General features: G+C 66.4%; 13 protein-coding genes and 1 tRNA gene. 6 read left to right on the top strand and 8 right to left on the bottom strand.

Going from position 1 to position 13,477, the window contains the following annotated elements; all coding sequences use genetic code 11:
• Window positions 1-6: 6 nt before the first annotated feature.
• Genes ACFQRC_RS02885 through ACFQRC_RS02870 form a run of 4 tightly spaced genes read left to right on the top strand, consistent with a single transcriptional unit; the run spans window position 7 to window position 4,347 of the window.
• A complete protein-coding gene (locus tag ACFQRC_RS02885) occupies window positions 7-774 on the top strand; it encodes a class I SAM-dependent methyltransferase (RefSeq protein ID WP_379957555.1) in 768 nt (255 codons plus the stop codon).
• Window positions 774-2,132 (top strand): aminomethyl-transferring glycine dehydrogenase subunit GcvPA, encoded by a 1,359-nt coding sequence (gcvPA, locus tag ACFQRC_RS02880; RefSeq protein WP_379957553.1) that lies wholly within the window; start codon window positions 774-776, stop codon window positions 2,130-2,132. The genes ACFQRC_RS02885 and gcvPA overlap by 1 nt, the downstream gene beginning before the upstream one ends.
• Entirely contained in the window at window positions 2,129-3,748 is a 1,620-nt protein-coding gene (gene gcvPB, locus ACFQRC_RS02875; RefSeq protein ID WP_379957551.1) for an aminomethyl-transferring glycine dehydrogenase subunit GcvPB, read from the top strand. The genes gcvPA and gcvPB overlap by 4 nt, the downstream gene beginning before the upstream one ends.
• The gene (locus ACFQRC_RS02870; RefSeq protein ID WP_379957549.1) at window positions 3,745-4,347 is read left to right on the top strand and encodes a DUF938 domain-containing protein; all 603 of its coding nucleotides are present in this window, start codon (window positions 3,745-3,747) and stop codon (window positions 4,345-4,347) included. Before gcvPB ends, ACFQRC_RS02870 begins: the two co-directional genes overlap by 4 nt.
• Before the next feature lie 20 nt (window positions 4,348-4,367).
• On the opposite strand, the gene ACFQRC_RS02865 is transcribed toward ACFQRC_RS02870, so the two are convergent.
• From ACFQRC_RS02865 to folK, 5 genes are all read right to left on the bottom strand, one after another.
• Window positions 4,368-4,583, bottom strand: coding sequence for a hypothetical protein (locus ACFQRC_RS02865; protein WP_379957547.1), 216 nt, complete (start codon window positions 4,581-4,583; stop codon window positions 4,368-4,370).
• 52 nt (window positions 4,584-4,635) lie between these two features.
• Window positions 4,636-5,265 carry a phosphatase PAP2 family protein gene (locus ACFQRC_RS02860; RefSeq protein WP_379957545.1) on the bottom strand — a complete coding sequence of 210 codons (630 nt, stop codon included), beginning with the start codon at window positions 5,263-5,265 and terminating at the stop codon, window positions 4,636-4,638.
• 92 nt (window positions 5,266-5,357) lie between these two features.
• On the bottom strand, window positions 5,358-5,993 hold the full coding sequence (locus ACFQRC_RS02855) for a hypothetical protein (RefSeq protein ID WP_379957543.1): 636 nt from the start codon (window positions 5,991-5,993) through the stop codon (window positions 5,358-5,360).
• Between the two features lie 355 nt (window positions 5,994-6,348).
• Window positions 6,349-6,424: transfer RNA gene (locus ACFQRC_RS02850), tRNA-Lys, on the bottom strand.
• A gap of 16 nt (window positions 6,425-6,440) precedes the next feature.
• A complete protein-coding gene (folK, locus tag ACFQRC_RS02845) occupies window positions 6,441-6,947 on the bottom strand; it encodes a 2-amino-4-hydroxy-6-hydroxymethyldihydropteridine diphosphokinase (RefSeq protein WP_379957541.1) in 507 nt (168 codons plus the stop codon).
• 106 nt (window positions 6,948-7,053) lie between these two features.
• Here folK and ACFQRC_RS02840 point away from each other — a divergent pair, with 106 nt between their 5' ends.
• The gene (locus tag ACFQRC_RS02840; RefSeq protein WP_379957539.1) at window positions 7,054-7,722 is read left to right on the top strand and encodes a uracil-DNA glycosylase; all 669 of its coding nucleotides are present in this window, start codon (window positions 7,054-7,056) and stop codon (window positions 7,720-7,722) included.
• Between the two features lie 10 nt (window positions 7,723-7,732).
• Here ACFQRC_RS02840 and aguB read toward each other — a convergent pair whose 3' ends face one another.
• The 3 genes from aguB to ACFQRC_RS02825 all read right to left on the bottom strand — a co-directional run bounded on the left by aguB (window position 7,733) and on the right by ACFQRC_RS02825 (window position 11,370).
• Window positions 7,733-8,581, bottom strand: a complete 849-nt coding sequence (gene aguB / locus ACFQRC_RS02835; protein WP_379957537.1) for an N-carbamoylputrescine amidase — start codon at window positions 8,579-8,581, stop codon at window positions 7,733-7,735.
• A 141-nt stretch (window positions 8,582-8,722) separates the two neighbouring features.
• Window positions 8,723-9,706, bottom strand: a complete 984-nt coding sequence (locus ACFQRC_RS02830; RefSeq protein ID WP_379957535.1) for an agmatine deiminase family protein — start codon at window positions 9,704-9,706, stop codon at window positions 8,723-8,725.
• Window positions 9,703-11,370 carry a M28 family metallopeptidase gene (locus ACFQRC_RS02825; RefSeq protein WP_379957533.1) on the bottom strand — a complete coding sequence of 556 codons (1,668 nt, stop codon included), beginning with the start codon at window positions 11,368-11,370 and terminating at the stop codon, window positions 9,703-9,705. The genes ACFQRC_RS02830 and ACFQRC_RS02825 overlap by 4 nt, the downstream gene beginning before the upstream one ends.
• 137 nt (window positions 11,371-11,507) lie before the next feature.
• Here ACFQRC_RS02825 and ACFQRC_RS02820 point away from each other — a divergent pair, with 137 nt between their 5' ends.
• Window positions 11,508-13,469 carry an alpha/beta hydrolase family protein gene (locus tag ACFQRC_RS02820; RefSeq protein WP_379957531.1) on the top strand — a complete coding sequence of 654 codons (1,962 nt, stop codon included), beginning with the start codon at window positions 11,508-11,510 and terminating at the stop codon, window positions 13,467-13,469.
• Window positions 13,470-13,477: the final 8 nt, after the last annotated feature.

Here is a 13,477-nt window from a genome sequence, read left to right as displayed (position 1 = left end):
GCGCCCGTGACCGTCAACGCCGCCTCGCGCTGGTCCCCTTCGGATTATGCCGGCAATGCTGCCTTCGTGCCGGCGTTGGGCGCGGCGGCGCTCGAGTTACTCGATCCGAAGCCGGGCGAAGCGATACTCGACCTTGGCTGCGGCGATGGCGTGCTGACCGAGCAGATCGCCGCGGCGGGGGCGAGGGTGGTCGGCGTCGACGCCTCGGAGGAAATGGTCGAGGCGGCCAAGGCGCGCGGGATCGACGCTCATGTCGCCGACGGGCAGGCGCTCGATTTCAATACCCAGTTCGACGCCGTCTTCTCGAACGCGGCCCTGCACTGGATGCTCGATCCCGACGCCGTGGCGAGCGGCGTGTTTCGGGCGCTCGCGCCGGGCGGGCGTTTCGTCGGCGAGATGGGCGGGGAGGGGAATATCGCCATTCTCCGTGCCGGCATCCGCGAGCAGCTGACGGAGCGGGGCTACCCGGTGCCGCCGACCGATCCGCAATGGTATCCTGGCGTGGAGGAGTTCACCCGGATTTACGGCCGCGCGGGCTTCGTTGCCATCGAGGCGCAGATCATTCCGCGCGAGACGGATTTGCCGAGCGGCGTCGCGGCCTGGGTGAAGACTTTTCGCACCGGCTGGATGGACGCCGCTCGTGTCCCCGAGGACGAGCAGGCTGAGGTCGCCGCCGCGGTCGAACGCCGCCTCGCCCCCAGGCTCCGGCGCTCCGACGGGAGCTGGTTCGCCGATTATGTCCGACTTAGATTCACGATGAGAAAGCCCCATTGATGCGTTATCTACCATTGGCCGAGCGCGACCGGAGCGAGATGCTCCGCTCGATCGGAGCGTCTTCCGTCGACGATCTGTTCGTCGATGTGCCGCAGGCGGCGCGCCTCACCGGCACGATCGAAGGGCTGGCCGACCATGCCAGCGAGCTTTCGGTCGAGCGGCAGATGAATGCTTTGGCGCGCCGCAATCTGGTGGCGGGGGAGGTGCCCTTCTTCCTCGGCGCCGGAGCCTATCGCCACCATATTCCGGCGAGCGTCGACCACCTCATCCAGCGCGGCGAGTTCCTGACCGCTTACACGCCCTACCAGCCCGAAATCGCGCAGGGCACCTTGCAAGCCTTGTTCGAGTTCCAGACTCAGGTGGCGCGGCTCTACGGCTGCGATGTCGCCAATGCTTCCATGTATGACGGCTCGACCGCCTGCTGGGAGGCGATCGTCATGGCCCGGCGCATCACCCGGCGCGGCAAGGCCGTGCTGTCGGCCGGCCTTCATCCCCATTATGTCTCGGTCGCCGAGACGATGGCGCGGTTCACCGGCGATGTACTCGACACCAGATTGCCGGAGCTTGTCGCCGAAAGCGATACGGAGCGGCTGCTCGCCTCGATCGACGGGGAGACGAGCTGCGTCGTCGTCCAGTATCCGGACATACTCGGCCGCATCGCCGACCTCGCACCCATCGCCGAGAAGGCGCACGCCGAAGGCGCGCTGCTGATCGCCGTCGTCACCGAGCCGGTGGCGCTGGGCGCGATCCGCAGCCCGGGCGAGATGGGCGCCGACATCGTCGTCGGCGAAGGCCAGTCGATCGGCGTCGGCCTCAATTTCGGCGGACCTTATGTGGGCCTGTTCGCGTGTCAGGAGAAGTTCGTCCGGCAGATGCCGGGGCGGCTTTGCGGCGAGACGGTGGACGCGGAAGGAAAGCGCGGCTTCGTGCTGACGCTCTCCACCCGCGAACAGCATATCCGGCGCGAGAAGGCGACGTCGAACATCTGCACCAACAGCGGGCTCTGCGCGCTGGCCTTCTCGGTCCACATGACGCTGCTCGGCGAGAAGGGGCTGCGGCAGCTCGCCGCGCTCAACCACGCCAAGGCGGCCCAAGCCGCCGAGCGGCTGGCGGAGGTGCCGGGTGTGGAGCTGGTCAATGACAGCTTCTTCAATGAATTCACGCTGAAGCTGCCCAAGGAGGCGCGGCCTATCGTTCGGGCTCTGGCCGAAGAAGACATTCTGGGCGGAGTCTCGCTCGGCCGGCTCTATCCTGGCGCAGACGCGCTGGAGAACGGCCTCGTCGTCGCCGTCACCGAAACCGTTACCGAGGAAGATGTGGAAGCGCTGGCGGCGGCGCTTCGGGAGTGCCTGGCATGAGCATGAATCAGAGCGGCTGGCGGCCCGAACGCCCCGAGAGCGGCGGCGACGCAGCCGCGGAGACCTTCACCCGCAATCGGGCGCTGATGCTCGAGGAGCCCTTGATCTTCGAGATGGGCGAAGAGGACGGCACCGGCGTGGACTTCGAGCCGCTTGGTTCCCCGGCGAAAGCCGGGGTCCAGACGGACTCCGAAACTGGACCCCGGCTTTCGCCGGGAAACAGGCTGGCGGGTCTTGAGCGCAACCGCCCCATCAATCTTCCCGGCCTGTCCGAGCCGCAGGCGGTGCGGCATTACACGCGGCTTAGCCGGCAGAATTACGCGATCGACCTCGGCCTGTTCCCGCTCGGCTCGTGCACGATGAAGCACAATCCGCGATTGAACGAGCGGATGGCGCGGCTGCCGGGCTTCGCCGACATCCATCCGCTCCAGCCGACCGACACCGTGCAAGGGGCAATGAAGGTCATCGCCGACCTCGGTGAATGGCTCATCAAACTCACCGGCATGCACAGCGTGGCGATGAGCCCCAAGGCGGGCGCACATGGCGAATTGTGCGGCCTGCTCGCCATTCGATCGGCGCTGGAAGCGCGGGGCGACGGGCGCGAGGTGATCCTCGTGCCTGAAAGCGCGCACGGCACCAATCCGGCGACGGCGGCGTTCGCGGGCTACCGGGTCGAGAACATCCCGGCGACGCCACGCGGGCGCGTCGACCTCGCGGCGCTGAGGGCGCGGCTTGGCCCGGACATCGCCGGCGTGATGATCACCAACCCCAATACCTGCGGCCTTTTCGAGCCGGACATGATCGCCATTTCCGAGGCGGTCCATGCAGCCGGCGGGCTCGTCTATTGCGACGGCGCGAACTTCAACGCCATCGTCGGCCGCGTCCGCCCCGGCGACCTCGGCATCGATGCGATGCACATCAACCTGCACAAGACCTTCTCGACGCCCCATGGCGGCGGCGGGCCCGGCTCCGGGCCGGTGGTCTTCTCGGAAGCGCTGACGCCGTTCGCGCCGCTGCCCTTCGTCGAGAAGCAGGGCGACCATTACGCGCTGATCGAGGAGGAAACAGCGGAGGAGCATCACGGCCAAACCTTCGGCCGAATGACCGCCTTCCACGGCCAGATGGGCATGTTCACCCGCGCGCTGACCTATATCCTCAGCCACGGCGCCGATGGCCTCCGCCAGGTGTCGGGCGATGCCGTGCTCAACGCCAATTATATATTGCGCGAATTGGAGGACGTGCTCGACGCGCCGTTCGGGGCGAGCGGGCCGTGCATGCACGAGGCCCTGTTCAGCGACAAGGGCTTCGGCGGCGGCCTCTCGACGCTCGATCTCGCCAAGGGCCTGATCGACGAGGGCTTCCACCCGATGACCATGTATTTCCCGCTGGTCGTTCATGGCGCGATGCTGGTCGAGCCGACCGAGACCGAGAGCAAGGCGGCGCTCGATCAGTTCATCGGCGCGATGCGATCGGTGGCGGAGCGGGCCAAGGCCGGCGACCCGTCGCTCAAGGCCGCGCCGGTCCATGCGCCGCGCCGCCGCCTCGACGAGACGCTGGCCGCGAGGAAGCCCGTGCTGGTCTATAAGGAGCCGGAGCAGGCCCAGGCTGCGGAATGAGCGACGCGCGTCGCTCGGCCCCGCATGTCACCCGCAACGCGGAGCCGATCGCGGACGTGCTGCGCGGCATTTTGCCGGAGGCGGGGCTGGTGCTGGAGGTGGCGAGCGGCAGCGGCGAGCATGTGCTGCACTTCGCCCGCGCCTTTCCGACGCTGACGTTCCAGCCGAGCGACCCCGATCCGGAAGCGCTTGCGTCGATCGAAGCGTGGCGGCTGGAGGCCGGCGCGGCGAACCTGCTGCCTCCGATCCGGCTGGACGCCGCGGCCGTCCGATGGCCGATCGAACGCGCCGACGCGATCCTGTGCATCAACATGGTCCATATCAGCCCCTGGGCGGCGACCGTGGGCCTGATGCGGGGCGCCGGGCTGCTGCTGCCCGCCGGCTGCCCGCTCTACCTCTACGGGGCTTATCGGCGAGCTGGTGTGCCGACGGCGCCGAGCAACGAGGCGTTCGACCAATCCCTCAGGAGCCGCGACCCGCAATGGGGGCTTCGCGACTTGGACGATGTCGTCGCCGAGGCCGGCAGGCAGGGCCTTGCGCTGGAGAGCGTGGTCGAGATGCCCGCCAACAACCTGTCGGTTGCATTTCGCCGCTCCTGACCGCTCCCGAGAAACTGAGGTCAGTTCTGGTTCGGCAGGGTCGGGACGTCGCCGTCGTCGGCCTTGTCTTCCTTGCGGACCCGGGTTACGCCGGTCTTGCCGTCGATCAGATGCTCTTCCTCGGCCTGGCTGGCGACGTCGCGCTGAAGGTTGCCGCCGCTCGCGCCGCTCTGGCTCGGGGCGTCCTCCATCGCATCGATGAGATCGCTGTCGTCGGGGCGCTTATTGTCGGTCATGGTGATTCTCCTCTCCTCTTAAATGAAGGAGAGGGGCGCGGCGTTCCCAGGCTCAGCGCGGCGGGGCATTCGGCTCGGCGTCCGGACGGGCGCTGGCGAGGCGCATGCAGACCATGATCCAGAGCAGGCCAAAGGCCCAGCCGCCGACAATGTCGCTCGGCCAGTGATAACCCAGCGCCACCCGGCTCCAGCCGACCTGGATCGCCATCGCCAGGCCGATGCCAACCGCGATCGCCCGGTTGCGCTGACGGACGGGCACTAGGATCGCGATGGCGAGATAGGTGATCATCGCATTGGTCGCGTGACCGCTCGGGAAGCTCATCGAATGGAGCGCCTCCAGATAAGGCGACGCGCCCGGCCGGTCGCGATCGACGATCACCTTCATCAATTCGACCAGCAGCCGCCCGCCGAACACCATGAAAAGGAGCAGGGCCGCGCGGATCCGGCGCGTGAAGGCCAAATAGATCGCCGCGACGATCGTGATCGCGCTCAGCACCATCCAGCCGCCGAATTTGGTCAGCACGGCCGCGTTGCGGGCGAGGACGCCGTCCTCGTCGGCCCGGATCATGGCGAGCAGCGCTTCATCCTGCTCCCAGCCGGCGCCGCCCAGCAGCAGCATCGCCAGCCACAGCGAACCGGCAAGGGCGATCCCTGTCCAGAAGCGGGTGCGGGCGTTCATCATAAGCGCGGGTCGTCCGGTTTCGATATGGGCTCGAAACGACATGCCGGAAGCGGCACGAAAAAGCCAGCGACTAAAGGGGGTTGGTGAGCCAATTAGCGCGGCGGTCGCAGTTCATAGCGTGCCCCTCCACCATAGAAAATGACGTTCGTAACATGCCTGTCCAGCTTGGCGGCGGCCTTCTTTTCTTCCCATTCCCGCTCTTCTCGACGCCGCCGATCTCTTTCCTCTCGGTCCTCGCGGCGGTGCTGTTCTTCGCGCGCGATATCCTCATTCCGACGCTTCTTCTCGATTCGCCTCGTGTCGAAATATTTGAACGTTTCCAACGCAAGTTTCGCGACCGCGACGGCCCCGCCCACGGTCACGACCACGATAAGGCTGCCGGTGCCGATGTGCGCAAGCTCTGGCCTTGCTGCTTCGGTACCGGCCGCCTGTCGCAACGCGTCATCGACCTCCTGCAGGAACCGTCCGACATTGCCGACGCCGAGCGGTCCGTCCGTCTCAACTCGGATTCTGATCTGGCGCTCGCCATCAAGGCCGAGCGCGGCGGGGTCCGGATCGACTCCGGTGATGACAACGCCGTCGCCGGCGCCGACGCCGACATATTGGGGCGAGCCGTAGTAGCGTCCGGGAGAGGCCGGGTCGCCGGACAGGTGACCGTAGCGTTGCGTCCCGGGACCGTCGCCCTCAATGCGGGCGGGCTCCCGTTCCGACTTCCTGTCGTCCCCCATGTGATCCTCCGTTCGAGTGTCGCAAGCATTACCCTATACCTGACTCACGCCCAAGCAGCTCAAGCCGGACGAGGAGAGGGGCCAGCTTATCGGGCGACTCTACGGCCGGGGGCGCTATCATTTTCCAGCGCGAGCAGCGCCACCCGGTTATCGGCCGCTTCGCTGGCGCACCGGGCATGACTATCGATAATGAGTTCGGAAGTGCAATTCAGAGGTGCGCGAGAAGGACGCTGGAAATCGAAAGAGCGAAACCGCGCTCAAGCGTTGGAATGCTGTCGGAATGGCGTGTCGGAATGAGGATGCGCCAAGCAACGATCCGGCTTTGGAAAGCCCGCATTTTCCGATGATAAGGGGTTGGTGAGCCCTGCTGGATTCGAACCAGCGACCTACTGATTAAAAGTCAGTTGCTCTACCGACTGAGCTAAGGGCCCCTTCTTCGCGGTTTCCCTAGGTTCGCGGGAGGGCCGGGTCAACCGGGCTTCGGCGCGCGAGGCGGAAGCGGAGCTGGCGGACGGTGGCGCCGGTGACCGGATCGCGCCAGTCCGGGACGATCTCGGCGAGCGGGTCGAGGACGAAAAGGCGGTCGCGGAAGGCGGGATGCGGAACGACCAGCCCCGGACCCTCCCAGGCGCCGCCCGACCACAGGATGAGGTCGAGATCGAGCACGCGTGGCCCCCAGCGGCGCCCGCGGCGGCGCCCGAAGCCGCGCTCGATCGCCTTGAGCAGGCCGAGCAGTGCGGGCGGGCCCAAGTCGGTGGCGACCAAGGCCGCGGCGTTGGCGAAGCCGCGCCCGGCGGGACCGAAAGCGCGGGTGGAGCGGATTTTGGAGACGCGCTCGATCGACAGTCCTTCGCCCGCCATCGCCGCCAATGCGCCGCGCAGTATGGCGGCGGGGGCGCCGTGGGCTCCGTGCCGCCGGTTGGAGCCCAGGGCGATGGCGTAGAGATATGACATGAGGCTGTGGAACCCGGTCGCCCTGAACCTGTCGAAGGGCTTTCTATTCGCGTTAGAGGGAAGAACAGGGCTTCGACAAGCTCAGCCCGAACGGTAAGGGTGAGGCGTGCTTGTTCCTGCCGCCACATCTCCAGTCCCCGACGCCGAGCCGCCGCGCGACTGCCCGCTCTGCCCGCGCCTCGTCGCCTTCCGCGAGGAATTGCGTGCCGAGCATCCCGATTGGTGGAACGCGCCGGTGCCGGCGCTCGGCGATCCGCAGGCGTGGCTGGCCATGGTCGGCCTCGCGCCGGGCAAGCATGGCGCCAACCGTACCGGGCGGCCCTTCACCGGCGATTATGCGGGCGTGCTGCTCTTCGACACGCTCAAGAAATTCGGGCTGGCCACGGGCGTCTATGAGGAACGGATCGACGACAGCCTGCGCCTGACCGGCTGCGCGATCATCAACTCCGTCAAGTGCTTGCCGCCGCAGAACAAGCCCTTGCCGAGCGAGGTCGAGACCTGCCGCTCCTATCTCAGCATGTCGCTGGCGGCGCTGCCGAGCGCGCGGGTGTTGGTCGCGCTCGGCCAGATCGCCCACGGCGCGGCGGTGCGGACCTGCGGCGGCATTCCGGCGCGCTACAAGTTCGGCCACCTCGCCGAGCATGTCCTGCCCGACGGCCGCATCCTGATCGATAGTTACCATTGCTCGCGCTACAACCAGAATACCGGGCGGCTGACGGCGGAGATGTTCGAGGCCGTGTTCGCGCGGGCGCTGGAGGTTCGGGCAAGCCTCTGATCGGACCCGCTCAAATATCCTGAGTCAGCCGCCCGTAAAGCTCCGGACGGCGGTCGCGGAAGAAGCCGAAGGCGGCGCGGTGCTTCTTGGCCTGGACGATGTCCACCGTGGCGACGAGGGCGCCGGTTTCCTCCGCCCCGAACTCGGCCAGCATGTCGCCGCGCTCGTCGGCGATGAAGCTGTGGCCGTAGAAACGCTGGTCACCCTCGGTGCCGATGCGGTTGGCGGCGACGACGGGCACGACGTTGGAGACCGCGTGGCCGATCATCGCGCGGCGCCACAGACGGCTGGTGTCGAGGCCGGGATCGTGCGGCTCGGTGCCGATCGCGGTGGGGTATAGGAGGATGTCCGCGCCCATCAGCATCATCGCGCGCGCGGCCTCCGGATACCATTGGTCCCAGCAGATGCCGACGCCCAAGGTGCCGTATTTCGTCTTCCAGACCTTGAAGCCGGTATTGCCGGGGCGGAAGTAGAATTTCTCCGAATAACCGGGGCCGTCGGGGATGTGGCTCTTCCTGTAGACGCCCATCAGCGCGCCCTCGTCGTCGATCATGGCGAGGCTGTTATAATGATGGTGGCCGTCGGATTCGAAGAAGCTGGTCGGGATGTAGACGCCGAGCTCCCTGGCCAGGCGCTGCATGGCGAGGACGACCGGATGCTCGCCGGCGGGGAGGGCGCGGGCGAAATGGCCTTCGTCCTGGGTGCGGCAGAAATAATGGCCTTCGAACAATTCGGGCGGGAGGATGATTTGGGCGCCCTTGCCGGCGGCTTCGCGCACGAGCGCGGAGACGGCGTCAATATTGTCGTCGACGCAGTCGGTGAAGGGGAGCTGGAGGGCGGCGACTTTGGTTTCACTCATGCTGAAATCTCACTCCATCCGCTCATCCTGAGGAGGGACTGAGCCTGGCGAAGGCCCGTCTCGAAGGACCGTGCACGTCCTTCGAGACGCCGCTTCGACTTCGCTCAGCGGCTCCTCAGGATGAGCGGTTTTCAAAACGCGTCACACCGGCACCTGCTGGCTGATGCAGTGGAAGCTGCCGCCGCCGGTGAGGATATGGTCGGCCCGGAACCCCACCGCCTCGCGTCCGGGGAACAGGGCGCCGATCGCTTCCACGGCGGCGTCATCGTTGGCCGCGCCGTAGAGCGGGACCACGACCGCCGCATTGCCGATGTAGAAATTCATATAGGAAGCCGGAATGATTTCGCCATCACGCTCGACGCGGCCGGGCGAGGGAAGGGGGACGACCTCCAGGCCGAACGCCTCCGCGCGTTCCTTCGCATCTTCATAGACGGCGATATTGGGATCGTCGACGCCGGCGGGAACGGGGATGGCGATGCGGCCTTCGCCGACGAAACGGGCGAGATTGTCGACATGGCCGTCGGTATGGTCGTTCAAAAGCCCGTCGCCGAGCCAGAGGATGCGCTCGAGGCCGAGGTCGCTTTTCAGCCGCGCCTCCACTTCGTCGCGGCTCATGCCCTTGTTGCGGTTGGGGTTGAGCAGGCATTGCTCGGTGGTGACGGCGAGGCCGGTGCCGTCGACGTCGATCGCGCCGCCTTCCAATATCCAGTCGTGGCGATCGGCCTCCAGGCCCATCGTATCGGCGAGGCGGCGGCCGATCGTGTCGTCCCCCTCCAGCTCATATTTGCCGCCCCAGCCGTTGAAGGCGAAATCGGCCGCCGAGCGCCCGCCGCCCGATCTGTTGAGGATGAGCGGCGCGGTGTCGCGCAGCCAGATGTCGCCGAACATCTCCTGGACCACCTCGATGTCCGGGCCGGCCAGCGCGCGCGCGCGCGCGGTGGATTCCGGATCGGCCACGACGAGGCGGACCTGCTCGCCTTTGCCGCCGGCATGGACGGCGCGGGCAAAGGCGAGCACCTCGGCGCGGGCGGACTCCAGATCGTCCTCCCACAGATCGGCGTGGCTTGGAAAGCCGATCCAGACCCATTCATGGGGCGCCCATTCGGGCGGCTGGCGCGCGGTCATTGGGCTCCCGCCCGGCTCCTGTCGCGGATGGCGCGGAATTCGTCGCCTTCGACCCAATTGGGCCAGGCATCGCTTTCCGCGAGATCGCGGCCGATGCGGTAGTAAAGGGAGAGGTCGCGGATCGCGCCATCCCAGTTCCAGGCCGGGTCATATTCGTCGCTCGGCTGATGGTAGCGGTTGGCGCGATAATCCTCGGCGGCGGCGCGGCCGGCGGCGATGCCTCCGTCGACCAGATCCTCGCCGCTCTCGGCATAGAGCATCGGAACGCCGAACTTGGCGAGGCTGAAATGGTCGGAGCGGTAATAATAGCCGGCCTCCGGCGTCGGCTCGTTCTTGAGGTCCAGGCCCATGTCGTCCGCGGCGCGCTGGAGATAATCTTCCAGCCCCGATTTGCCCTTGCCGATGACGACGAGGTCGCGTGTGTTGCCAACCACGTTCAAGCCGTCCATGTTGATCCCGCCAACCGTCTGGGCGTGGGGATAGACCGGGTTCTCGCCATAGTAACGCGAGCCGAGCAGGCCGGATTCCTCGGCCGTCACGGCAAGGAAGACGATCGAACGGTCGGCGGGGCCGGCTTTGGCATGGGCTTCGGCGAGAGCGACCAGCCCGGCCGTGCCGGTGGCGTTGTCGACGGCGCCGTTGCAGATGCTGTCGCCGTCCACCGCGTCGCAAATGCCGAGATGGTCCCAATGGGCGGTGTAGATCACATATTCGTCGGGCCGCGTCGCGCCGGGCAGCACGCCGATCACGTTCCTGGACGCCTGGCGCTTGATCTCGTTGGTGAGGCCGACCGAGGCCTGGAGACCGAGCGGCACGGCCTTGAAGCCCTTCTGCTTCGCCGCGGCGGAGAGGGACGCCAGATCCTTGCCGGCGGCGGCGAACAGCTGTTGTGACGCCTCGTTCGTCAGCCAGCCGATCACCCTGGACTGATCCATATGGTTGTTGGCGGCGTCCATATTATACTGCGCGCCGGTCCAAGAGGATTGGACGACGTTCCAGCCATAGGAAGCGGGCTCGGTCTCGTGGACGATGAAGGCGGCCGCCGCGCCCTGCCGCGCGGCTTCCTCATATTTGTAGGTCCAGCGGCCATAATAGGTCATCGCGCGGCCGTTGAACGGGCCTTCCAGGCCCTGCGTCTGGTAGTCGGGATCGTTGATCAGGATGACGACCGTCTTTCCCTTCACGTCGACGCCGGCATAGTCGTTCCAGCCGCGCTCGGGCGCGTTGATGCCGTAACCGACGAAGACGATGTCGCTATTGTCGAGGCTGACCGAGGGCTGCACCTGGTACGTGTTGGCGACCATGTCGGTGCGAAATTCGAACGTCAGCGGCTCGGCGCCGCCGGTGACCCTGAGCGGAGTCGGCGTCGCAATCGTCTCGACCAAAGGCACGTCCTGGAACCAGTTGCCTTCATTGCCCGGCCGGAGCCCGGCTTTCTCGAAACGGTCGGCGATCAGCGCGACCGTCTTCTCCTCGCCCGGCGTGGTCGGCGCGCGGCCCTGATATTCGTCGGAGGAGAGAAGCTGCGTTACCGTCTTCAGCGTATCGAGCGAGATTTCGGGCGCCGATGCGGAGGCCGTCGCGGCCGGCCCTTCCTGTGTCGTGGGAGCGCAGGCGGCGAGCAGGGCCGCCGCGGCAAGGCCGAAATGGGTGCGCGCGGACATGGTCTCTCCTGTGGGCTCTTTTCCGGGATCGGGCGCCTTCTGGCACCGCGACCGAACGCACGCAAGCTTGCGCGCCCGTTCCGACCTTGCCATGTTCGCGGAAGCGCCGTTCGGCGCTGAAGTTTCTGGGGGGATTGATGATTTACCGTATTTCTACCGCAGCGGCCGCGCTTTTCCTGTTGCCCGCCAATGCTCCGGCCGATCCCGCCGCCGCGTTCGGCGTGCGCGAGAGTGTCGAGAGCGTCAGCCTCTCGCCCGACGGCGCCTCGCTCATCTATGTCGCGCCGCGCGCGGGGCAGGGGTCCGCCGCTTACAGCGTGAACCTCGCCACCGGCGCCTCGCAGCTGATGGCGGCCGCGGACGGCAATCCACAGCGCTTGGGCGGATGCAGCTTCGTGGCCGACGATCGCGCGGTCTGTTCGGTCTATGGCATGGTCGATATCCAGGGCTTCCCGATCACCGTCACGCGCCTTTTCGCGGTCGATTCCGACGGCTCGGACGTGAAGGTGCTGAGCGAACTCGATAACCGGCACCAGGCGCGCTACGCGATCTACGGGGGAAGCATCGTCGACTGGTTGCCCGACGAGGACGGCGCCGTGCTGATGGGCAAGGATTACATACCCGAGCATCGCGAGAATACCCGGATTGAGCAGAAGAAGGACGGGTTCGGCGTGGAGCGGGTAGATACCCGCACCCTGGCCCGTCGCGACGTCGAAAGCGCCAAGCGCAACGCCAGCAACTATATTTCGGACGGGCGCGGAACCATCCGCATCATGGCGATGCGGCCGCCGCAGGGCGCCACCGGCCAGATGGGGGCGACCATCTATTATTCCTATCGGGCGAAGGGATCCGACGACTGGCGGACGCTCGGCGAATATAACACGGTGACCGAGGTCGGAATCAGGCCGGTGGCGGTCGATCCCGATCTCGACGTCGCTTATATTTTCGAGAAAACCGATGGCAGGGACGCGCTCTACCGGATGGCGCTCGACGGTTCGGGCCGCAAGGAGCTGGTCGCCTCGCATCCGCGGGTCGATATTGACGGGCTGATCCGGATCGGCCGCCGCGACCGGGTCGTCGGCGCGAGCTTCGTCACCGACAAGCGCGAGAGCCTCTATTTCGACAAGGAGCTGAAGGCGCTGGCCGATTCGCTCTCCAAGGCGCTTCCCGGCCTGCCGTTGATCAGTTTCATCGATTCGTCGATGGACGAGAGCAAGCTGCTGATGCGAGCGGGGAGCGACACCGATCCGGGCCGTTTCTATATCTACGACAAGGGCGAGCGGAAGCTGGAGGAGATCATGCTCAGCCGGCCGCAGCTCGAAGGCGTCAAGCTCGCCGAGGTGAAGCCGATCAACTACAAGGCGGCCGACGGCACGATGGTGCCGGGCTATCTCACCTTGCCGCCGGGTGTGACGGCCAAGAACCTTCCCGCGATCGTGATGCCCCACGGCGGCCCGAGCGCGCGCGACGAATGGGGGTTCGACTGGCTGTCGCAATATTACGCCAATCGCGGCTATGCGGTACTCCAGCCCAATTTCCGCGGCTCGGCCGGCTACGGCGACGCCTGGTTCCAGAAGAACGGCTTCCAGTCGTGGCGGACGGCGATCGGCGACGTCAATGACGCGGGCCGCTACCTTATCGCCGAGGGGATCGCCGATCCGGCCAAGCTCGCCGTCGTCGGCTGGTCCTATGGCGGCTATGCGGCGTTGCAGTCGAACGTGGTCGCGCCCGACCTGTTCAAGGCGATCATCGCCATCGCGCCGGTGACGGACCTCGCTTTGCTCAAGGAGGAATCGCGCTTCTTCACCAATTTCGCCTTGTCCCGTGACTTCATCGGCAGCGGGCCGCATATCCGAGAGGGATCGCCGGCGCAGAATGCCGAGAAGATCAAGGCGCCGGTGCTGATGTTCCACGGCGACGTCGACGCCAATGTGGACGTCAAGGAGTCGATCTTCATGAAAGACAAGCTCACCGACGCCGGCAAGGAGGTGGAGCTGGTCGTCTATCCCAAGCTCGACCATTATCTCGAGGATTCGGCCGTCCGCACCAACATGCTCAAGAAGAGCGACGCCTTTCTTCGCGCGTCGATGGGAATGTAGCGCGCTTC

This window comes from Enterovirga sp. GCM10030262, from assembly GCF_042666435.1.
In the GTDB taxonomy this organism is placed as follows: domain Bacteria; phylum Pseudomonadota; class Alphaproteobacteria; order Sphingomonadales; family Sphingomonadaceae; genus Allosphingosinicella.
The sequence above is the reverse complement of the archived record's forward strand: the minus strand, read 5'-3'. Positions and strand labels throughout refer to the sequence as shown.

Coding starts and splice junctions, on each gene's coding strand:
- ACFQRC_RS02870 (WP_379957549.1), top strand. CDS start 3,745: ATGAGCGACGCGCGTCGCTCGGCCCCGCATGTCACCCGCAACGCGGAG.
- ACFQRC_RS02860 (WP_379957545.1), bottom strand. CDS start 5,265: ATGATGAACGCCCGCACCCGCTTCTGGACAGGGATCGCCCTTGCCGGT.
- gcvPB (WP_379957551.1), top strand. CDS start 2,129: ATGAGCATGAATCAGAGCGGCTGGCGGCCCGAACGCCCCGAGAGCGGC.
- ACFQRC_RS02865 (WP_379957547.1), bottom strand. CDS start 4,583: ATGACCGACAATAAGCGCCCCGACGACAGCGATCTCATCGATGCGATG.
- ACFQRC_RS02855 (WP_379957543.1), bottom strand. CDS start 5,993: ATGGGGGACGACAGGAAGTCGGAACGGGAGCCCGCCCGCATTGAGGGC.
- gcvPA (WP_379957553.1), top strand. CDS start 774: ATGCGTTATCTACCATTGGCCGAGCGCGACCGGAGCGAGATGCTCCGC.
- folK (WP_379957541.1), bottom strand. CDS start 6,947: ATGTCATATCTCTACGCCATCGCCCTGGGCTCCAACCGGCGGCACGGA.
- ACFQRC_RS02820 (WP_379957531.1), top strand. CDS start 11,508: ATGATTTACCGTATTTCTACCGCAGCGGCCGCGCTTTTCCTGTTGCCC.
- ACFQRC_RS02830 (WP_379957535.1), bottom strand. CDS start 9,706: ATGACCGCGCGCCAGCCGCCCGAATGGGCGCCCCATGAATGGGTCTGG.
- ACFQRC_RS02825 (WP_379957533.1), bottom strand. CDS start 11,370: ATGTCCGCGCGCACCCATTTCGGCCTTGCCGCGGCGGCCCTGCTCGCC.
- aguB (WP_379957537.1), bottom strand. CDS start 8,581: ATGAGTGAAACCAAAGTCGCCGCCCTCCAGCTCCCCTTCACCGACTGC.